Raw genomic sequence first — 20,226 nt, 5'->3', positions numbered from 1 at the left:
TCGGATCATTCACCTCTTCGGAGAATATCAAATACCTCCGGCATCTCAGTCAGTTTCACATAGATCCTCTGCTGAGCATGTGGTGCACTCTCCATAGCTTCGCCCTCTTCATTATAAATGGCTTCCACTGTGACCGGAATATTCCTTCCGTCCGGTTTCATGATCTCGATGGTCTCTCCTACAGAAAACTTGTTTCTCTGTGTCAGTCTTGCCAGACCTCTCTCATCGATCTCTTCTGCAAATCCAAGATATGTGTATTCTCTTACATATGTGTTGCTGTCATAGATCTGGGTATTCTCATCCGGCTTTCCGTAAAAAAATCCGGTGGTAAACTGACGGTAGGTACAGTTTGAGATCTGCTCCTGATACCACGGCATATTTGCATGATATTTTTCCGGACTTTCCATACAGTCGTCAATGGCTTTGCGGTAGGTTCTTGCCACTGTTGCCACATAAAGAGCTGTTTTCATACGTCCTTCGATCTTCAGGCTGTCAATACCGCTTGTAAGGATATCTTCCATATGTTCTACCATACAGAGATCCTTGGAATTAAAAATAAAAGTTCCTCTCTCATTTTCAAATACCGGCATGTATTCTCCCGGACGCTTCTCCTCCACAACAGAATATTTCCATCTGCAGGGATGGGTACAGGCTCCCTGATTGGCATCTCTTCCTGCCATAAAGTTACTGAGAAGACATCTTCCGGAATAGGAAATGCACATGGCACCGTGAATAAACGTTTCAATCTCCATATCCTCCGGAATATGTGCCCGGATCTCCCGGATTTCTTCCAGAGAAAGCTCTCTTGCACTTACCACACGTTTGGCACCAAGGTTATACCAGAAACGGTAAGTCTCATAATTGGTATTATTTGCCTGTGTACTGATGTGACGCTCGATCTCCGGGCAGATTTCCTTTGCATACATAAAGATTCCCGGATCTGCGATGATCAGTGCGTCCGGTCCGATCTCCTTCAGTTCTTGAAGATATTCCCTTACCCCCTCAAGATCACGGTTATGCGCCAGGATGTTTACTGTCACATAAACCTTTACACCATGGGAATGGGCAAATGCGATTCCCTCACACATATCTTCTTTTGAAAAATTCTTAGCCTTTGCACGAAGTCCAAAAGCTTCTCCGCCGATGTAAACAGCATCTGCACCATATATGACGGCAACCTTTAAAACCTCAAGGCTGCTCGCCGGAACTAATAGTTCTGGTCGTTTCATAAACCTGTTCTCCTGTTTTTACACTTACAGCCGCTCCGTCTCCAAGAGGAAGCACCGATGTACGAAGCACCGGACTGTGAGTCAGCTGCCAGAGATATTCTCTCATTCTTTTATAGATTGTACGGTTACGCCGTTCCACAAGATAATGAGATTCAATAATATCCCCTTCCTGCAGCACGTTGTCAGATACCAGCACGCTTCCCTCTTTCATCAGTCTCAGCACGTCAGGAAGCCAGTGGATATACTGGCCCTTGGCTGCGTCCATGAAGATCATATCAAAGGTTCCGGTAAGATTCTTCAGGATCTCTCCGGCATCTCCCTCCAGAAGCGTGATCTGTGACTCTCTTCCTGCGCGCCTGAAATTATCCTTTGCGACAGGAATTCTTTTTTCATAATTCTCTATGGTAACAATTTCCATATCTTCCGGCCCATACTCACACATAAGAAGTGTGGAGAAGCCTACGGCAGTCCCCACCTCCAAAATGCACTTCGGTTGTTTCAGTGCCAGAAGCATCCTCATAAAGCTCTGCATATCTCTCCGGATGATCGGCACCCGGTCTGCAAGTGCCTTTGTCTCCAACTCCTGCAGAAATGGAGTATTCCCCATATCCAGTGAATTGATATAGGTCTGCATGCGTTCTTCTACGATCACTGGCTGTTCGATCCTTCCTTGCTCTCTTCTCCTGACAGCACTGCAATGATCCTGGTCGGTGTATAAGCTGTACTGAGAAGGTATGTACCTGCTTTGATCTGTCCGTGATATGCGGACATTCTTTCCTGTATGGTAAATGCAAGCGCATCCTTGATAAGACCCTTCTGCTCCAGTGTCTTGCCTACTTTATATGCAGAAGCACCTTCTTTTATGACTACCGTGACCTGCTGTCCCTCTCCCGGGCTCATAGCCTGCTGGTTAAACACATCGTAGCCAAACTGATATGCTGATTTTCCAACCCAGATCAGAAATACGATAATAAAGATATATACAGCGGTTTTAAATACCCCTCCAGCCAGAAAAACGCCGGCCCTGCCAACCTTGTCTCTTGTGTCTGCCATAGTCTTTCCTCCTATAAGTCAGGAATCTGTATGTCGATCCCATCCACCAGCGTCCTGCATATCCGCTGCATCAGTCTGCACAGCGCAAGCTCTGCGTCGAGATAGGCATTTACTTTCAGGTTCTGTCTCAGACTTGCAGACTCCTGATTGAGCTGTTCCGCAATATGGAACAGCTCATCCTTGTCTGAATGATTCTGCAGTCTGAAATTATCTCCACGGAATCTCATCACTCTGGCTTTCAGCTCAGGATCCGCTTCAAGCTGGGCTGCCTGTTTCTGATATTCCTGATATTCATCGCTTCTGTGCACAGCATCGAGAAGCTTCTCGATCTCCATGCTGATCTCATCCATGAACCTATGCCTCCATAATGATAGGCAGGATCATAGGATTTCTCTTGGTCCGTTTCCACAGATACTCTCCAAGGGCATCCTTGACCTCGGTTTTGATCTTGCCCCAGTCCGTGATATTGTTCTCCAGGCAGGAATCCAGTGCAGTTTCCACAACCTGTCTGGCATGCTCCATAAGATCCTCAGATTCTCTTACATACACAAACCCTCTGGAAACGATATCCGGACCTGCGAGAACTACATTACTGTGGCGCTCCAGTGTCATAACTACGATCATGATTCCATCTTCAGACAGGTGCTGACGGTCACGGAGTACGATATTTCCCACATCGCCAACGCCAAGTCCGTCTACGAAGATCGCACCTGTATGAACGCTTCCTGTCACCTTGGCATCCTGTCCGTCCAACTCCAGAACATTTCCGGAAGAAAGGATAAAAATATTCTCCTTCGGGATTCCCAAATCTTCCACAATGTGTTTCTGTGCAGTCAGATGACGGTACTCACCATGGATCGGAATGGCATATTTCGGTTTTACGAGGGAGTAGATCAGCTTGATCTCCTCCTGGCAGGCATGTCCGGAAACATGGACATCCTGGAAAATAACCTTGGCTCCCTTCATAGACAGTTCGTTGATGACCTTGGAAACTGCCTTTTCATTTCCGGGGATCGGATTGGAGCTGAAAATGATGGTATCGTTAGGCTTGATCGTGATCTTCTTATGGATATTGGCTGCCATACGGGAAAGTGCCGCCATGGACTCACCCTGGCTTCCGGTTGTGATCAGAACCACCTTGTCGTCCGGATAATTCTTCACCTGATCGATCTCGATCAGTGTGTTCTCCGGGATCTGCAGATAGCCAAGCTCTGACGCTACGGAAATAACATTGACCATACTGCGGCCTTCCACAGCAACCTTTCTTCCGAACCGGTATGCAGTGTTAATGATCTGCTGCACACGATCCACGTTGGATGCAAAGGTTGCAATGATGATCCTGGATGTCCGGTACTCATTAAAAAGATTATCAAATACATGTCCCACTGTACGCTCGGACATTGTAAATCCCGGTCTCTCTGCATTGGTACTCTCACACATCAGTGCAAGCACACCCTTCTTGCCGATCTCTGCAAAACGCTGCAGATCGATGGCATCTCCAAATACCGGTGTATAATCAACTTTAAAGTCTCCTGTGTGTATCACGATTCCCACCGGTGAATAAATAGCAAGTGCGGATGCATCCTGGATACTGTGATTCGTTTTGATAAATTCCACAGCGAAATCCCCAAGATTGATCACCTGCCCGTGTTTTACCTCTTTCAATTTGGTAGAACGCATAAGGTTATGCTCTTTCAGTTTGTTGCGGATCAGTCCCAGTGTCAGCTTGGTAGCATAGATCGGAACATTGATCTCTTTCAACACATACGGAAGAGCTCCGATATGATCCTCATGTCCATGAGTGATCACAAATCCCTTCACCTTGGAAATATTTTCCTTAAGGTATGTTACATCCGGAATGACCAAATCGATTCCCAACATATCGTCCTCAGGGAAAGAAAGACCACAGTCTACAACTACAATACTGTCGCCATACTCAAAAGCGGTAATGTTCATTCCGATCTGCTCCAGACCGCCAAGTGGTATGATCTTAAGCTTGGATGTTGTTCTGCGGCCGGTTTTCCGACCGGATGGCCTGCCGCCGGTCTTTGCCGGTTTCTGTGTGTTTCTGCTGTTTTTTACAGCGCCACCGGCTGCTGTTTTCTTTGCTGTTGGCCGGAAAGGCTTATCCTGACGGTTTTTGCTGCCACCACGATACTGTCTTGTTCTTGATCCGGCATTCTTTTGTCTTGCTGCGGTTCTTCTGGCACCGCCTGCGGAAACTTGTACTCTGCTCTCCGCATTTTTGTTGTCATCGTTGTTCTCGCTTTTCAAAAATCGCTCCTCCATTCAAAATTCACGTCATCCAGCATCTGCTGAAAAACTGCATATACAGCCTGAAGTTCGTCATCATCCTCGACCATCTCATAACAGGCTTCTGTGCTTCCCGGAGCTGAAATATCCTTCAGAATATATGCGTCTGCTTCCTCATCCTGTGAATCGGACACCAAAAGATAAGTCACACCCGCAATATTGGTCTGCTCCTCTACGTAAAACTCAGCAGCTGTGCCGTCGTCTGACTGAAATATTATTTTTTCCATATTTAATTCTTCCTTATCCGTTCTTGTCAAGCGGATATTCACAATCCGCATTTGCTACCTGATCCGCTCAAAATATCTATTTGCGTTTCCGATCATTCTTCCACGCTTTCCTGCTGCTCTCTTCTGTATGCGGCAGCATCCAGATATCCCTGCAGGATAAAGACTGCTGCTACCTGATCCAGATACTGTTTACGGTCTTCCTTATGCACACCGGTCTCCTCCAGAGTACGGTCTGCCGCCATGGTAGTCAGTCTCTCATCCCACATAACAACAGGCAGACCCGTACGTTTCTCCAGCATTTCCTTAAACTCCAGAGATTTCTCGGCCCGCTCTCCTACTGTATTGTTCATGTTTTTCGGGTATCCCAGAACGATCTCCGTAACCTGATACTCCGAAATGATCTCTTCAATACGTGCCAGAGTACGACGAAGCTTGTTTTCCTGCTTGCGCCATACGGTTTCCACACCTTGGGCTGTCAGACCAAGGGGATCGCTCACTGCAACCCCAACGGTCTTCGAGCCATAGTCCAGTCCCAGTACTCTCATATTACCGTTCCCAGGACTTATTCTTGATATACTCGGTGAGAAGCTCCTCTACCAGCTCATCACGCTCCACCTTCATGATCATGCTTCTCGCACCCTTGTGGCTTGTGATGTAGGTCGGGTCTCCGGACATAATATATCCTACGATCTGATTCACCGGATTGTAGCCCTTCTCATCCATTGCATTGTACACCAGATCCAGGACTTCTTTTACCTGAAGCTCCTGATCCGGTTTTGTTCTGAAATACTGTGTATTTCCCAGATTATTCTCTGCCATTGTCTCTCACGTCCTTAAAATATATTCTTTTTTATTTTAATATAAATTTACATAAATTACAATCTTAAATTTAACGAGGATTGCGAATACAAACTGTCAACGTTACTGTTCACTCCGTTCTCAGTAACACGCTTCGCAAAATATTACCAGTGAACAAACAACCTTTCAACATACGATCCCGTTCTTCATTCCACGGCTTCACCGGTCATGATATGCTCTTCAAGAAAGCCTTCTGCCTTTACGATTACGATATCATTTACGCCATAAGCTTCCGATTTCGGTACAGCAGTTTTTATATACTCCCGGCTGTGTCCCAGATACCAGGTCCGTCCATCCTTTGTATACTCTTCCTCGATCAGTACCTCCAGGTTTTTGCCAAGCATGGATTTCTCATAATCCCCTGCATGACGATGATGCAGCTCGATCATCTTCTCACTGCGGAAGGATTTCTCCGCCTCTGTCAGCTGTCCGTCCATGGCAGCCGCCTTTGTTCCCTGTCTTCTGGAATATTTGAAGATATGAGTCTCGTAAAAACGGATGCTGTCCACAAAATCATAGGATTTCCGGAATTCTTCCTCCGATTCCTGCGGAAAGCCTACGATCACATCCGTTGTCAGTGCCGGATTTCCATACACTTCTCTTAAAAGCTCACAGCGTTCTCTGTATTCCCCGCTTCTGTATCTGCGGTTCATCCTCTCCAGGGTCTCATCACAGCCACTCTGCAGAGAAAGATGGAAATGCGGGCATACCTTCGGCAGCGCCGCGATCCCTTCCGCAAATTCTCTTGTAACGATTCCCGGTTCCAGCGATCCCAGACGGATACGCCTGATTCCTTCGATCTCATGCACAGCACGGATCAGAGAAAGCAGTGTCTCTTTTTTCTCCTCCGGGAAATCCACTCCATAGGAGCTTAAATGGATTCCTGTAAGGACCACTTCCTTATACCCTTTTTCCGCAAGTGCACGGACCTCCTTCAGCACACTTTCAATATTCCGGCTTCTGACACGGCCTCTTGCATAAGGAATGATACAGTACGTACAGAACTGATTGCATCCGTCCTGAACCTTGATATATGCCCTTACATGTTCTGCTGTATGATCAATGGAAAGTTCCTCATACTCTTTTGTCTGATTGATCTTGATCACATGGGAACCATGGCCCGGTTTGTTTTCCGCATATTCGGCCAGTGCCTCCACAATATTGATCTTCTGGTTATTTCCCAGAACAAGATCAATGGCTTCGTCTTTTTCCAGTTTCTCGCCACCGGTCTGTACATAACAGCCCGTTGCCACCACGATCGCTTCCGGATTCATTTTTTTTGCTTTGTGGAGCATCTGTCTTGATTTTCTGTCTGCAATATTGGTTACTGTGCAGGTATTGATCACATAAATATCCGCTCCTGGCTCAAAAGGCACGATCTCATATCCCGCCTCCTCCAGAAGCTGCTGCATGGCCTCGATCTCATAGGCATTTACTTTGCAGCCCAGGTTGTGTAATGCAACTTTATTTCCCATTTTTCCTCACTTTTTTTACACTTTAACTAATTATTAAAACAATTTTTATCTCTTTTCACCTTGACTTTTTGGGTACTGACAGGTAAGATGAAAGCTGTAAAACAACAAAAATTTATCAAGGGAGGTTATTATAATGAAAACAGCTAAAATCTCACTGAATTCCATCGATAAGGTGAAAGCATTCGTAAACGAGATCAGCAAATTCGACTGCGATTTTGATTTAGTATCCGGAAGATATGTGATCGATGCAAAATCCATCATGGGTATCTTCAGCCTGGATCTTTCCAAGCCGATCGACCTCAACATCCATGCAGATGGCGCTGCTCTGGATAACGTAATGCAGATTATTTCCAAATATACAATCGACTAATCTATACTGTATATTTGAGAGGAACTGTATCGGATACAGTTCCTCTTTTTTTCATGCTTTCAGAATCCTTCTGTTCTCAATGAACTCCCTTTTCCTGATATATCGGTAATTCCAGGGAACCTCTGCAGCGAGGTTCCCTATTTGTTTTTTCTTATCTAAAAACGGATCACTGAATTTCAATGATCTCTGTGGTATTCAGAGCCGTTTCCATAAGCTCATCGATCTTCTCAGAAAGCTTCTGCTCAGAACGGCGGATCACCTTAAGATTCGGCTTTGTTACAGGATGTTTCGCTACAAAGATGGTACAGCAATCCTCAAACGGCTGAATAGAAGTCTCAAAGGTATCGATCTTTCTGGAAATACGGACGATCTCCTCTTTATCAAAGCCGATCACCGGACGATATACCGGAAGTGTGCAGACCTCATTTGTAGAAGCAAGGCTCTGTAAGGTCTGGCTTGCAACCTGTCCGATACTCTCACCTGTGATAAGTCCGAGACAACGGTCTTTTTTAGCGAAATGCTCGGCAATACGCATCATATATCTTCTCATGATAATAGTAAGCTCATCATGAGGACACTGATCATAAATATAAAGCTGTATATCTGTAAAGTTAACTACATGGAGACGGATCGGTCCGCTGTATTTGGCTACCAGGCGGGCAAGATCCACTACCTTCTGTTTTGCGCGCTCACTGGTGTAGGGCGGTGCATGGAAATATACCGCATCGATCTTGACACCACGTTTTGCGATCATATAACCGGCAACCGGACTGTCGATCCCACCGGAAAGAAGAAGCATGGCTTTTCCGTTTGTTCCGATGGGCATTCCGCCTGCGCCCGGAATGGTCTGGGAATATACGTAAATCTTGTCACGGATCTCAACAGAAAGATCCAGCTCCGGATGATGAACATCTACACTTGCCTCCGGGAACGCATCCAGGATACGTCCGCCAAGCTCAGCGCTGACTTCCATGGAGCTGATCGGATAGGATTTCTTTGCGCGGCGTGTCCAGACCTTGAAGCTTCCGTTAAAGTCCGGATGCCACTGCTTCATATAACCCACAACATCTTCGGCAAGCTTCTCAAAGCCCTGTTCTTCATAGATCATAACCGGGCAGATGCCTACAATACCGAATACATGCTGCAGCGCATCTACAGCCTCATCGTAATCATAATTCTCCGGGCAGAATACATAAACTCTTCCCTGCTCTTTTTTTACTTCAAAATCTCCCTCGATCTTGGAGAGTGCGATCTCCATCTGATGTACGAGAGCATCTTCAAAACGATAGCGGTTTTTTCCCTTAAGGGCAATTTCCGCATATTTGATCAGAAATGCATGTACTAACATAAAAATCCCTTTCTTCTGTATTCTCTATCGACGTGCATACCTGCGCAGCATCGGAATTGTTTTTCCCAGTGCTTCCAGGCAGTAATCTACCTCTTCAAAGGTATTTTCCTCACAGAAGCTGATGCGGACGGTACTCTCTACATCCGCTCTTGAAAGTCCCATAGCTGTCAGTGTTGCACTCGGTTTTCTCTTATGACTGGAGCATGCACTTCCTGCGGAAATATATACTCCGAATTCTTCCAGCGTATGGAGAAGAACCTCACTCCGTACTCCGTGGAAGGTTACACTCATGATGTGTGGCGCTCCCTCCATTAACGGCATTCCGTTGACAGTGATATCGCCAAGCTTTGAAAGTCCCTCTGCCATCCGCTCCTTCAGAGCATAGAGGTGCTGTATCTTTTTATCAAAATCTGTGTATACCATATCTGCGGCAACGCCAAGGCCTGCGATCCCCGGCACATTGTCTGTTCCGGAACGCATACCGTTCTGCTGTCCGCCGCCAAGGATCTGCGGCTGTACTCTTACTTTTTCGTTAATATAGAGAAAGCCTACGCCCTTTGGTCCATGAATCTTGTGGCTGCTCACAGAAAGAAGATCGATCCCCAGCTTTTTCGGATAGATACGATACTTTCCGAATGCCTGGATGGCATCTACATGAAAAAGTGCTTTCGGACTTTTTTCATGGACAAGCTTTCCGATCTCTTCTACCGGCATCACGGCTCCCACCTCATTGTTCACGTACATCACAGACACCAGAATGGTATCCGGACGAAGAGCCGTTTCCAGTGCATCCAGCTTTACAACACCCTGATGATCAACAGGAAGAGTGGTCACCTCATAGCCCTGTTCCTTCAGATAAGCAAAAGGCTGGGCCACTGCTGCATGCTCTACTGCAGTTGTGATGATATGGTTTCCCATACGCTTATTGGCTTCCACACCACCGATGATAGCAAGGTTATCCGATTCTGTTCCACCGGAGGTAAAAAGAATCTCTTTTTCATTCACTTTCAGTAATTTTGCAAGGGTCTGGGCACTTCTGCGGACATAATTCTCCGCTTCCATTCCCTTTTTATGCATGGCAGAAGGATTTCCGAAATCTTCTGTCATGGTTTTGCAGACAATATCCTTTACTTCATCGAAGCATCTCGTTGTCGCGGAATTGTCAAAATATGCTTCCATAATCTATTCATCCTCCAGTTGAAACATCAGAACAGAAAGTACTGCGAGTCCCGCGGTTTCTGTCCGTAAGATCCGGTGTCCCAGGGTGATAGGTTTCGCACCGGCTTCCATGGCATCTGCCACTTCCTGCTCTTCAAAACCACCCTCAGGGCCGATAAAGACACCGATGCTTTTTCCCGGTTCGATCGACCGGATCAGTTCTTTCGTCTCTTTCATTCCCTTTGCAAGCTCATAAGGGATCAATAGAACGTCCAGTTCTTTTGCATAGACAAGGGCTTCTTTAAAGGTCATCACAGAATGTACCTCCGGCACCAGCATACGCTTGGACTGTTTTGCCGCACTTTCTGCGATCTGCTGCCAGCGGGATACTTTTTTTTCTGCTTTTTTGTTATCCAGTTTTACCACGCAGCGTCTGGTTGAAACCGGAACTACGGAATATGCTCCAAGCTCTACTGCCTTCTGGATGATCAGCTCCATCTTATCAGCCTTCGGCAGTCCCTGAAAAAGATAAATACGGTTCTGCAGCTCATAATCCGGCTCCTGTACATAGAGGATATGAAGCAGGACTTCATTCTCCCCTGCGTTTTCGATCACACAGTGATATTCTTTTTCCTTATCGCTGATCCAGAGCTCCTCGTCTTTTTTCATGCGGAGCACATTGACAATATGATTGACATCATTTCCTGTGATACGGATCTCATGTCTGTCCCTGTCGATCTGATGAGGTTCCACAAAAAATCGCTGCATGAGATCAGTCCTTTCTTGCTGTCACAGATACCCACTCGCCCTGATGAGTCACCTCAACAAGCGTCAGTCCGGCGTCTTTTACAGCCTTCACTACGACATCCTCCTTTACATCCAAGATGCCTGATGTAATGTAGTAAGCGCCTTTTTTCATCTGTGCAACGATCACCGGAGTCAGCGGTACCAGAACATCTGCCAGGATATTTGCAGTTACGATATCATATTTCTCATATCCGACCTGATTCTGAACTTCTTTGTCATCGATGATGTTTCCGATCATCATGTCAAAGGATTTCTCCTCGATCTGGTTGGCCTCCTTGTTCTCAGACACTGCCGGAACTGCACAGGGATCAAGATCTGTACCAACCACATGACCTGCACCAAGCTTCAGTGCAACGATTCCCAGGATTCCACTTCCGGTTCCCACATCCAGAATCTCCATTCCCGGCTTCACAAATTTCTTCAGCTGACGGATCACAAGCTGTGTGGTCTCATGCATTCCTGTACCAAAGGCAGTTCCCGGATCAATGTGGAGGATCATCTTGTCCTTATCTTCTGCCTTCACTTCTTCCCAGGACGGTACGATCAGAATGTCGTCTACATAGAACTGATGGAAGTACTGTTTCCAGTTATTGATCCAGTCCTTGTCCTCTGTCTGGGATTCTGTGATGGTTGCCTCTCCGATATCCACAAAGCTTCTCAGATCCTCCAGTGCAGCCTTCACATCTTTCAGGATTGCCTCGGTATCCGCATCCTCTTCCAGATAGAAGTTCAGATATGCGATCCCGTCATCTGCTGGTCCCTCCGGCATGATATCCACAAACATCTGTGCTTTGTCCTCATCGGTCAGCGGCTGTTTGTCCTGGATCTCCACACCTTCAATCCCCACCTCGGCAAGTGTACAGATCACAATATCCTCTGCCTCTGTTTTTGTCTTAAGTGTAAAACGGTTCCATTTCATCTTTTATATCTCCTTATGCTGTATACACATTTACGGATTTTCATTCCAGTCTGTCGCCTGTTTTCTATTGTCTCGAAAACGGGCACTTCTTTTAATATACACGAATACAGAAAAAAAAGAAAGAGGCATTTTGTGCCTCTTTCCTGTTTTCACTTTATTTATTCCTCAAACATTTCCTTAACTTTCTCACGGAAACCTTTTTTCTTCTTTTCGGTTTTTTCGGAAGTCTCGGATGTGCTGTCCTCTGACGGACGGTTTCCACATGCCGCATCAAAAGCTTCCAGAGCTTTCTTTGCTTCCTCATTGAGATTTGTCGGAGTCTGGACTACCAGGGTTACATAGTGATCACCACGAACATTCTTGTTACGTAATGACGGAACACCTTTGCCCTTCAGGCGGATTCTTGTATCCGTCTGTGTTCCCGGTTTCACCTCATAGGAAACCTCACCGTCAACGGTATTAATACGCATCTCACCGCCGAGTGCAGCCTGTGCAAATGTGATCGGAGCTGTTGAAAAGATATTCATATCCTGTCTCTGGAAGATCGGATGACGGGCTACATTTACCTCCACCAGCAGATCTCCTCTCGGACCGCCGTTGGTTCCCGGCTCACCTTTTTCACGGATACGGATGCACTGGCCATTGTCGATACCGGCCGGTACAGATACCTGGATCTTCTTTCTGGAAGAAGTATATCCGGTTCCACGGCAGGCACTGCATTTATCCTTGATCACCTTACCGGTTCCATTACAGTCCGGACAGGTCTGAACATTACGTACCATACCAAACATGGACTGCTGAGTGTAAACGATCTGACCCTGGCCTTTACATTTCGGACATGTGACCGGTGATGTTCCCGGTTTCGCTCCGGTTCCGTGACATGTGGTACACTCATCTTTGAGAACGATCTCCAGCTCTTTCTCGCATCCGAAAACCGCTTCCTCAAAAGTAATGTTCACACGTGCACGAAGGTTGGCACCCTTCATCGGTCCATTGTTGGCCCGTCTGGTTCTGCCTCCGCCGCCGAACAGGTCTCCGAAGATATCTCCGAAGATGTCTCCCATATCCGCACCGTTGAAGTCGAATCCACCAAAGCCGCCGGCACCGCCTCCGCCGCCGTTTTCGAATGCTGCATGACCAAACTGATCATACTGTCTTCTCTTGTCGGCATCACTTAAAACGGAGTAAGCCTCTGTCGCCTCTTTGAACTTCGCCTCAGCCTCTTTATCACCCGGATTTACATCCGGGTGATATTTCTTGGCCAACTTACGATATGCTTTTTTTAATGTTGCGTCGTCGGCGTTTTTATCCACACCTAAGACTTCATAATAATCTCTTTTATCAGCCATTGTAATTATTTCCTACTTGTCTTAGACTTCCTTGTAATCAGCATCTACAACATCATCGCCGTATCCTGCTTCATTTCCGCCCTGGGCACCAGCGTTTCCGCCCATGTTGCCCATATCCGGTCCAGGACCAGCCTGACCCTGAGCTCCCTGAGTCTGCTCATACATCTTGGAGAACAGTTTCTGAGCGCTCTCCATCATCTTCTCCTGTGCAGCCTTGATATCTGCAACCTGAGAATCAGTAAGCTCCTGAGCATTTGCTGTCTGTGCAAGAAGATCTTTCAGTGCATTGAGGTCAGCCTCAACACTTGCTTTATCGTTTGCGTCAAGCTTGTCGCCAGCTTCTTTCAGTGCATTCTCAACCTGGAATACCATGGAGTCTGCATTGTTTCTTGTGTCGATAGCCTCTTTACGTTTCTTATCCTGAGCCTCGAACTCAGCTGCTTCTTTGACAGCTTTGTCGATATCGGAATCGGACATGTTAGAACCAGCTGTGATCGTGATGTGCTGCTCCTTACCTGTTCCAAGATCCTTAGCAGATACATTAACGATACCGTTGGCATCGATGTCAAATGTTACCTCGATCTGCGGAACTCCACGACGTGCTGGCGGGATTCCATCCAGACGGAACTGGCCGAGGGATTTGTTGTCTTTCGCGAACTGACGCTCACCCTGTACAACGTTGATATCTACAGCTGTCTGGTTGTCTGCTGCTGTGGAGAAGATCTGGCTCTTCTTTGTAGGAATTGTAGTATTTCTCTCGATCAGACGAGTTGCGATACCACCCATTGTCTCAATGGACAGAGACAGTGGAGTAACATCCAGAAGAAGGATATCACCGGCACCTGCATCACCTGCAAGTTTACCACCCTGTACGGAAGCACCAAGTGCAACACACTCATCCGGGTTCAGGTTCTTGCTCGGCTCTTTGCCTGTTAACTGTCTTACCTTATCCTGTACAGCCGGGATACGGGAAGAACCACCAACCAGAAGTACCTGGCCAAGCTCAGAAGCTGTGATACCTGCATCAGACAGTGCACGGCGAACCGGCTCTGCTGTCATCTCTACAAGATCATGTGTCAGCTCATCAAATTTAGCTCTTGTAAGGTTCATATCGAAATGCTTCGGTCCCTCAGCAGTTGCTGTGATGAACGGAAGGTTGATGTTTGTTGTTGTTGCGGAAGAAAGCTCTTTCTTAGCTTTCTCAGCTGCCTCTTTCAGTCTCTGAAGAGCCATCTTATCGTTGCTTAAGTCTACGCCCTCTGTTCTCTTGAACTCGGAAAGCATGTAATCTGTAACTTTCTTATCAAAGTCATCTCCACCAAGACGGTTGTTACCAGCTGTGGAAAGAACCTCGATAACGCCATCACCAATCTCGATCACAGATACATCAAATGTACCACCGCCAAGGTCGTATACCATGATCTTCTGCTCTTTCTCATTGTCAAGACCATATGCAAGAGCTGCTGCTGTAGGCTCGTTGATGATACGTTTTACATCAAGACCTGCGATCTTACCTGCATCTTTGGTAGCCTGACGCTGAGCATCGTTGAAGTAAGCCGGAACTGTGATAACTGCCTCTGTTACTTTCTCACCAAGATATGCCTCTGCATCCTTTTTCAGTTTCTGAAGGATCATTGCGGAGATCTCCTGTGGAGAATATTTCTTGTCATCGATGGTTACACGGTAATCGGTACCCATCTCTCTTTTGATAGAGGAGATCGTTCTGTCTGCATTTGTAACTGCCTGACGTTTTGCAGGCTCACCTACCAGACGCTCTCCTGTTTTTGTGAATGCTACAACGGATGGTGTTGTTCTTGCGCCTTCTGTATTTGCGATAACTGTCGGCTGTCCACCTTCCATTACGGCTACACAGCTGTTTGTTGTACCTAAGTCAATACCAATAATCTTTCCCATGATTTTTTCCTCCTGTTTTAGTCTGTATCTGTTAAAATAAAGTTTGTTGTCAGTTAGTTCGCAACCTTCACCATACTGTGGCGTACTACGAAATCCTTGTAGGTGTAACCCTTCTGGAATTCTTCCACCACGATGTTCTCTCCAACCTCTTCATCCTCCACATGCATCACTGCATTATGGAAATCCGGGTTGAATTCCTTTCCCACTGCTTCGATCGGCTTCACGCCAAGCTCATCCAGTGTTGTGGTAAGCTGCTTGTAGATCATTTTCATTCCATCTGCAAAAGCATCGCCTTCCTGTGCCTGTGCAAGACCTCTTTCAAAGTTATCCACAACCGGCAGGATCTTTTCAACGATCTCTTTTGCTCCGATGATGTACATACTGGATTTTTCTTTTTCCGTTCTTTTACGGAAATTATCAAATTCAGCCATGGTACGCTTCAGGCGATCGGTAAGTTCCTCCACCTTCTGCTCAGATTTATCTTTTTTCTTCTTTCCGAAGAAGGAAGTTTTTGATTTTTCTTCTTTTTTATCCTCTGAGGCAGCTTCTTCGCCTGGAGTATTGTTTTCTTCCTCCGGCAGATCTTCTCCCTCCGGTGTCAGGTTTTCTTCTTCCTGATCTCCGTCAGTTACGGGGATTTCCTTCTCCGCTTCCTGCTCTTCGGATGTTTTCTTTGTTTCCTCCGACACTTTTTTTCTACCGCCTTTCTAAGTTTTCTTCTTTTTCAAAACGTCATCCAGATGATTCTTCAGTTCCTTCAGACTGTCCACTACATTCTCATAATCCATTCGTTTGGGACCGATGATCCCGATGGTTCCGTACATTCCGTCTCCCAGTTCATATCTGGCAGTTACAATGCTGCAGTCCTTCATGGTCTGGATTGGCATCTCATCACCGATGTAAACCTGGATTCCTGTATTCTCTCCATCTGACATCTGTTCTTTTACAAGATCGGCAAGTTCATGCTTCTCCTCAAATGCGGAGATCAGCTCCGTTGCCTTCTCTTTATCGGCAAGCTCCGGATACTTGAAGATGTTAGTTGCACCTGAAGTATAGATCTCCATATCTTCCTCTTCCACATGAATGGTGGCTGCCACTGCATCCAGAACCGTTGCCACCACACCGCTGTGGCTGCCTGCCTGTTCCTTCAGTCTGGCGATCATCCCAAGATTGATATCCTGGATCGGGATCCCATTGAGATTGGTGTTAAGAAGAAGATTCAGTTTCAGGATCGTCTGGTCGTCCATTTCCTCATCCAGATTGATGATCTGGTTCCGGACTGTGTTGTTGTCACTGACAACCACTGCCACAAGCTGAAGCTCGCTCATCCTCGACAGCTGGATGAACTTGACCTTGTTGCCGCTGTACTGCGGAACGGAAACCATGGTAGCATAGTTGGTATTGGAAGCAAGAACCTTCGCAACCTTCTTAAGCACCTTATCCATCTTATCTGTCTTCTCAATGATCAGATCTCGCAGCTCTGCGACCTCCGCTTCCTTCTCCTTCATCAACTCATTGACGTAAAGTCTGTAGCCCTTATCTGAAGGAATCCTTCCTGCTGAGGTATGAGGCTGGACGATATAGCCCATATCTGTCAGGTCTGACATTTCATTTCGGATCGTTGCGGAACTGACATTGAGATCCGCATACTTGGAAATGGTCCTGGAACCAACCGGTTCTCCGGTTTCCATATAGGTCTTGATGATTGCTTTTAAGATTTTTTGCTTGCGCTCATTCAACACCTCTTCCATGAATCCATCTCCTTTCCTTTTTATTCTTTCCTGACGGATGTTGATTCTTTTTTTACATCTGTTAGCACTCATTTTAGTGGAGTGCTAACATCTACAGTCTTTAAGATATCACCATGTAAAATATTTGTCAATATGTTTTGAAAAAAAGTTCTTATTTTTTCAAAACAAAAAAAGCATCAGTACGATGCTTTTTTGTAATACTGGTCTATGCAGTTCTGTGCCCCGGCAAAAAATTCCGCTTCTGTTTTCTGTCCCAGCATATATTTCTGAAATTCCGTTCCCATGGACGAAACGGCTTCTATGGAATCGGCACACAGTGGTCTTGCTTTCAGCTTATAATCTTTCAGATATTGCCGGATCATTTCAATGCCATCCAGATCAAAATTCTTATCCTCGATCACATCCAGTCTTGCCGGACACATTTTTATCAGCTGTCCGTAATTTTTACTGGCCTCATATCCGGACACATACTGAAGGAACTTCAGAGCTGCTTCTTTATGATCAGAATTTTTATTCAGTACATACTGCCAGGTTGCGATATTGGTCACCTTCTCGTCAAATTCCGGAAATGGTGCCATATGGATCTTATCTTTTCCATACACGCCTGCATTCTGAAAAGTACTCAACACACCGGTATACATAAACATACATCCATACTGGCCGTTTATAAATTTTTCATTCAGCTGGTCATGCTGGTCGATCAGATTCTCCTCTGATATCATCCCTGTATCCAGCATTCGCTTCATATATTCTGCCGCTTCTCTTGTTTTCGGATCCGTCCAGTCTGTATAATCTCCTCCGAAAAAATCGACATACTCGCTGATACTATTATATATGTAAGAAATCTCCCATGCATCCCCATATGCATATTTTCCCGTATTCTGAAGCTTTTTCTGAAGGATCTCAAGATCACTGAGACAGGAGAGTCTGTCCAGACCAGCCTGATCCAGCAATTCCTGGTTCACCCAGAATGCCATGATATCCATCCTGAACGGTACCGAAAAAATATGTCCGTCTGACATGCATATTTCTTTCAGGTATTCCTGCAGAAAATTCGCCGCTGTCTCCTCTGTCATAACCGTATCTTCCAACGGAAGAAGAAATCCCTTATGTTTAAATTCGGATATCATCTCATCATTTACTGTGATCAGATCAACAGAATCATCTCCTGATGTCAGAAGAGTTGCTATTTTGGCCTGGCGATTGTCCGCATTGGCCGGACATTTTTCAATATGGATCTTTATTCCAAGATCTTTTTCCGCCTGGCTGATAAAAGAATCAAAGCCTTCTGTGCCTGCATCCACATGAAGGATCGTCAGTTCCTGTCTGTTCTCCGGCACAATATCAGATGCAGCCTCCTTCTTCTGGACTCCACATCCTGTCACTGCCAGAGCCAGGGCAAATACCCCGCAAAATACCTGTTTTTTCAATCTCTACCACCCTTTTTATCTGGGCCATCTATCCTCTTTTGACATCAACGGCTGGAACGGTGCATGAGGAAGTGTCTGATACCAGTACGCTACACTTGCCACATCATCCTGTCGTTCAAACAGGCCACGGTATCCGACGCCTATCTGCTGAATCGTAACGCGAAGATCCTCTTCAAAGCAGATTGGATCCTGTAAATGCCATCTGTAAAAGCCTCTCATTGGCGGGCAGTCATCATTATGATAAAAATTGTGGATCAGCTCGTCATGGGCAGAATAATACGGATATCCCAGATACGGCGTGTTATAATTCTGTTCCACGGTTTTTCCATCCACCTGTTTGGCAAAACTCCAGGAACCACCAAAGTAATCTTCCGTTCCTGTTCCACAGATGGTCGGATACTCCTCATCTCCGTCAATATAAAACTTCATTTCTCCCTCGCCCCACCAGTAACGTTCCAGTGTGGTAAGTGCCATGTAGGTTCCTATATAATGGCCTTTTCCTTTTACTCCATCCAAAATTGTATAATCTTTTGTTTTTTCTGTCAACCGTTCCCTTCTCCACTGCGCATGGAAATAAGCAATATCGTCCGGAAGCTCATCATAGAGACAGTAATCTACCTGATAAAAGAAAGCCGGGATTTTATTTGCATGCTGGTTTTCCAGTGTGATCTTTGCTTTCTTCTTAAACGGCATCGGGAAATAGCAGTTAAAGCCCCTGTTTGGAACAACAGCCACCGGAACAGAATTTACAAAACATTCCCTTCCGAATCCGCAGCAGAAGAAATCACCCAGAGGACTTTCCACGGAAGGAGTTTCCTCGTCATCCCAGTACATACGGATTACAAGATCTCTCAGTACAAAGCAATCTGCCTCTGTAGTCTTGTTATCAACGGTGATCCAGATATGATTGATCTGTCCCGGTCCTTCCATTTCTGCCAGAGTTACCACAGTTCCCGGCTCAATATCCCTGAGACACGGGCTTCCTTTTCTGGACGGTCCCAGATGACTTGCAGCCATACCGCCTCTGCCTTTTTCTCCATGAGGATTTTCTGCGTTGATCGCACGGCTTTTTCCATGCTTTGCAAGTGCGATCCCTCCCAGTCCGCCTGTAAATGCCTGATACATATCTGTTTTCTCCTCTCTTTTGGAAATTAAAAATATTATATTTACGCTTTTACTCCACCTGCCATGATACCATCCATGATCTGTTTCTCAAAAACAGCTACAAAGATAATGATCGGAAGAAGGATGATCCATCCCATGGCGCTGACCAGATCCCACGGAACTCCATACATGTTGTCACGTAACGGAAGCTGTACGATGGAAACAGAAAGTACCTGAATACCATTTGAATAAAACAACGGTGTGAAAAAGTTATTCAGACAGGTAATAAAGTTGATAATGCAAACCGTAGCGATTGCCGGCTTCATCAGCGGCAGAACGATCGTAAACAGTCTCTGTGAAAAAGATGCGCCGTCAATAGCAGCTGCCTCCTCCAGTGAGATCGGGATCTCACCGACAAAGTTTCTGAGGATCAGAACCGTAAACGGTATAACGGTACTGATATAAAGAAGGATAAGTCCCGGATATGTATCATACAGCTTTACCTTCTGCATAAACTCATACAGCGGGCGGGCTGTGACAACCTCAGGGATCAGCATGGTAGCCAGAACAAACGCAAATGCAACAGAAACTCCCTTTGAGTTAAATCTTGAGAAGCCATAGGCAGCCATTGCACACAGCACGGTACTGATCACAAGTGTAATGCCTACGATCAGAACTGTATTTCCGATCTTTGAAAGCAGTCCTACATTCTGTATCAGAAATTTATAGCTTTCCAGTGTGGGATGATCCGGAAGATAATCGATCGGTGTTTTAAACAGTTCTCCTGACGGTGTGATCGAAGAAATAAAGATCCAGTAAACCGGGAACAGGATCAGAAAAGCCACAACTGCAAACAGAACCCATCTTCCAACGGCTACCACTCCATGATAAACATTATATTTTCCTGTATTCTTCACGATA

General features: G+C 45.9%; 21 protein-coding genes. 1 reads left to right on the top strand and 20 read right to left on the bottom strand.

Features of this window, described 5'->3' with window-relative positions:
* Positions 1 to 5 precede the first annotated feature (5 nt).
* From BN3261_RS02585 to mtaB, 9 genes are all read right to left on the bottom strand, one after another.
* Positions 6 to 1,229 carry a peptidase U32 family protein gene (locus BN3261_RS02585; protein ID WP_015527092.1) on the bottom strand — a complete coding sequence of 408 codons (1,224 nt, stop codon included), beginning with the start codon at positions 1,227 to 1,229 and terminating at the stop codon, positions 6 to 8.
* The gene (locus BN3261_RS02580; RefSeq protein WP_059085390.1) at positions 1,189 to 1,881 is read right to left on the bottom strand and encodes an O-methyltransferase; all 693 of its coding nucleotides are present in this window, start codon (positions 1,879 to 1,881) and stop codon (positions 1,189 to 1,191) included. The genes BN3261_RS02585 and BN3261_RS02580 overlap by 41 nt, the downstream gene beginning before the upstream one ends.
* Entirely contained in the window at positions 1,878 to 2,282 is a 405-nt protein-coding gene (locus tag BN3261_RS02575) for an endolytic transglycosylase MltG (protein WP_015527091.1), read from the bottom strand. Before BN3261_RS02575 ends, BN3261_RS02580 begins: the two co-directional genes overlap by 4 nt.
* Positions 2,283 to 2,293: 11 nt before the next feature.
* Positions 2,294 to 2,632, bottom strand: a complete 339-nt coding sequence (locus tag BN3261_RS02570) for a YlbF/YmcA family competence regulator (RefSeq protein ID WP_015527090.1) — start codon at positions 2,630 to 2,632, stop codon at positions 2,294 to 2,296.
* 4 nt (positions 2,633 to 2,636) lie between these two features.
* Positions 2,637 to 4,271, bottom strand: a complete 1,635-nt coding sequence (locus tag BN3261_RS02565; RefSeq protein WP_044962008.1) for a ribonuclease J — start codon at positions 4,269 to 4,271, stop codon at positions 2,637 to 2,639.
* A 281-nt stretch (positions 4,272 to 4,552) separates the two neighbouring features.
* Positions 4,553 to 4,822, bottom strand: a complete 270-nt coding sequence (locus BN3261_RS02560) for a DUF1292 domain-containing protein (protein ID WP_059086846.1) — start codon at positions 4,820 to 4,822, stop codon at positions 4,553 to 4,555.
* 92 nt (positions 4,823 to 4,914) lie between these two features.
* Positions 4,915 to 5,367: a Holliday junction resolvase RuvX gene (gene ruvX / locus BN3261_RS02555; RefSeq protein WP_059085389.1), complete on the bottom strand. Its 453-nt coding sequence runs from the start codon at positions 5,365 to 5,367 to the stop codon at positions 4,915 to 4,917.
* A gap of 1 nt (position 5,368) precedes the next feature.
* Positions 5,369 to 5,641, bottom strand: a complete 273-nt coding sequence (locus BN3261_RS02550) for an IreB family regulatory phosphoprotein (RefSeq protein ID WP_015527087.1) — start codon at positions 5,639 to 5,641, stop codon at positions 5,369 to 5,371.
* 185 nt (positions 5,642 to 5,826) lie between these two features.
* On the bottom strand, positions 5,827 to 7,155 hold the full coding sequence (mtaB, locus tag BN3261_RS02545; protein ID WP_021652336.1) for a tRNA (N(6)-L-threonylcarbamoyladenosine(37)-C(2))-methylthiotransferase MtaB: 1,329 nt from the start codon (positions 7,153 to 7,155) through the stop codon (positions 5,827 to 5,829).
* Between the two features lie 133 nt (positions 7,156 to 7,288).
* Here mtaB and BN3261_RS02540 point away from each other — a divergent pair, with 133 nt between their 5' ends.
* Positions 7,289 to 7,525, top strand: coding sequence for an HPr family phosphocarrier protein (locus BN3261_RS02540; RefSeq protein WP_015527084.1), 237 nt, complete (start codon positions 7,289 to 7,291; stop codon positions 7,523 to 7,525).
* Positions 7,526 to 7,691: 166 nt separating this feature from the next.
* On the opposite strand, the gene thiI is transcribed toward BN3261_RS02540, so the two are convergent.
* From thiI to BN3261_RS02485, 11 genes are all read right to left on the bottom strand, one after another.
* A complete protein-coding gene (thiI, locus tag BN3261_RS02535; protein ID WP_015527083.1) occupies positions 7,692 to 8,873 on the bottom strand; it encodes a tRNA uracil 4-sulfurtransferase ThiI in 1,182 nt (393 codons plus the stop codon).
* Between the two features lie 24 nt (positions 8,874 to 8,897).
* On the bottom strand, positions 8,898 to 10,052 hold the full coding sequence (locus tag BN3261_RS02530; protein ID WP_021652334.1) for a cysteine desulfurase family protein: 1,155 nt from the start codon (positions 10,050 to 10,052) through the stop codon (positions 8,898 to 8,900).
* A gap of 3 nt (positions 10,053 to 10,055) precedes the next feature.
* The gene (locus BN3261_RS02525) at positions 10,056 to 10,799 is read right to left on the bottom strand and encodes a 16S rRNA (uracil(1498)-N(3))-methyltransferase (protein WP_021652333.1); all 744 of its coding nucleotides are present in this window, start codon (positions 10,797 to 10,799) and stop codon (positions 10,056 to 10,058) included.
* Between the two features lie 4 nt (positions 10,800 to 10,803).
* A complete protein-coding gene (gene prmA / locus BN3261_RS02520) occupies positions 10,804 to 11,757 on the bottom strand; it encodes a 50S ribosomal protein L11 methyltransferase (protein WP_021652332.1) in 954 nt (317 codons plus the stop codon).
* Between the two features lie 158 nt (positions 11,758 to 11,915).
* Positions 11,916 to 13,106: a molecular chaperone DnaJ gene (gene dnaJ, locus BN3261_RS02515; RefSeq protein ID WP_021652330.1), complete on the bottom strand. Its 1,191-nt coding sequence runs from the start codon at positions 13,104 to 13,106 to the stop codon at positions 11,916 to 11,918.
* A 21-nt stretch (positions 13,107 to 13,127) separates the two neighbouring features.
* Complete coding sequence (gene dnaK, locus BN3261_RS02510) at positions 13,128 to 15,020, bottom strand: molecular chaperone DnaK (protein WP_015527076.1); 1,893 nt, start codon at positions 15,018 to 15,020, stop codon at positions 13,128 to 13,130.
* A 53-nt stretch (positions 15,021 to 15,073) separates the two neighbouring features.
* Complete coding sequence (gene grpE, locus BN3261_RS02505; protein ID WP_059085388.1) at positions 15,074 to 15,709, bottom strand: nucleotide exchange factor GrpE; 636 nt, start codon at positions 15,707 to 15,709, stop codon at positions 15,074 to 15,076.
* Between the two features lie 18 nt (positions 15,710 to 15,727).
* Positions 15,728 to 16,771: a heat-inducible transcriptional repressor HrcA gene (hrcA, locus tag BN3261_RS02500; protein ID WP_059085387.1), complete on the bottom strand. Its 1,044-nt coding sequence runs from the start codon at positions 16,769 to 16,771 to the stop codon at positions 15,728 to 15,730.
* A 176-nt stretch (positions 16,772 to 16,947) separates the two neighbouring features.
* Positions 16,948 to 18,201: an ABC transporter substrate-binding protein gene (locus BN3261_RS02495; RefSeq protein ID WP_235812331.1), complete on the bottom strand. Its 1,254-nt coding sequence runs from the start codon at positions 18,199 to 18,201 to the stop codon at positions 16,948 to 16,950.
* 15 nt (positions 18,202 to 18,216) lie between these two features.
* Positions 18,217 to 19,326, bottom strand: coding sequence for a glycoside hydrolase family 172 protein (locus tag BN3261_RS02490; RefSeq protein WP_021652327.1), 1,110 nt, complete (start codon positions 19,324 to 19,326; stop codon positions 18,217 to 18,219).
* 41 nt (positions 19,327 to 19,367) lie between these two features.
* Positions 19,368 to 20,222 carry a carbohydrate ABC transporter permease gene (locus tag BN3261_RS02485; RefSeq protein WP_021652326.1) on the bottom strand — a complete coding sequence of 285 codons (855 nt, stop codon included), beginning with the start codon at positions 20,220 to 20,222 and terminating at the stop codon, positions 19,368 to 19,370.
* Positions 20,223 to 20,226 lie beyond the last annotated feature (4 nt).

This window comes from Blautia massiliensis (ex Durand et al. 2017) (assembly GCF_001487165.1).
Lineage (GTDB): Bacteria > Bacillota > Clostridia > Lachnospirales > Lachnospiraceae > Blautia_A > Blautia_A fusiformis.
The sequence above is the reverse complement of the archived record's forward strand: the minus strand, read 5'-3'. Positions and strand labels throughout refer to the sequence as shown.

Coding starts and splice junctions, on each gene's coding strand:
- BN3261_RS02585 (WP_015527092.1), bottom strand. CDS start 1,229: ATGAAACGACCAGAACTATTAGTTCCGGCGAGCAGCCTTGAGGTTTTA.
- BN3261_RS02575 (WP_015527091.1), bottom strand. CDS start 2,282: ATGGCAGACACAAGAGACAAGGTTGGCAGGGCCGGCGTTTTTCTGGCT.
- BN3261_RS02570 (WP_015527090.1), bottom strand. CDS start 2,632: ATGGATGAGATCAGCATGGAGATCGAGAAGCTTCTCGATGCTGTGCAC.
- BN3261_RS02560 (WP_059086846.1), bottom strand. CDS start 4,822: ATGGAAAAAATAATATTTCAGTCAGACGACGGCACAGCTGCTGAGTTT.
- ruvX (WP_059085389.1), bottom strand. CDS start 5,367: ATGAGAGTACTGGGACTGGACTATGGCTCGAAGACCGTTGGGGTTGCA.
- BN3261_RS02550 (WP_015527087.1), bottom strand. CDS start 5,641: ATGGCAGAGAATAATCTGGGAAATACACAGTATTTCAGAACAAAACCG.
- mtaB (WP_021652336.1), bottom strand. CDS start 7,155: ATGGGAAATAAAGTTGCATTACACAACCTGGGCTGCAAAGTAAATGCC.
- BN3261_RS02540 (WP_015527084.1), top strand. CDS start 7,289: ATGAAAACAGCTAAAATCTCACTGAATTCCATCGATAAGGTGAAAGCA.
- thiI (WP_015527083.1), bottom strand. CDS start 8,873: ATGTTAGTACATGCATTTCTGATCAAATATGCGGAAATTGCCCTTAAG.
- BN3261_RS02530 (WP_021652334.1), bottom strand. CDS start 10,052: ATGGAAGCATATTTTGACAATTCCGCGACAACGAGATGCTTCGATGAA.
- BN3261_RS02525 (WP_021652333.1), bottom strand. CDS start 10,799: ATGCAGCGATTTTTTGTGGAACCTCATCAGATCGACAGGGACAGACAT.
- prmA (WP_021652332.1), bottom strand. CDS start 11,757: ATGAAATGGAACCGTTTTACACTTAAGACAAAAACAGAGGCAGAGGAT.
- dnaJ (WP_021652330.1), bottom strand. CDS start 13,106: ATGGCTGATAAAAGAGATTATTATGAAGTCTTAGGTGTGGATAAAAAC.
- dnaK (WP_015527076.1), bottom strand. CDS start 15,020: ATGGGAAAGATTATTGGTATTGACTTAGGTACAACAAACAGCTGTGTA.
- hrcA (WP_059085387.1), bottom strand. CDS start 16,771: ATGGAAGAGGTGTTGAATGAGCGCAAGCAAAAAATCTTAAAAGCAATC.
- BN3261_RS02490 (WP_021652327.1), bottom strand. CDS start 19,326: ATGTATCAGGCATTTACAGGCGGACTGGGAGGGATCGCACTTGCAAAG.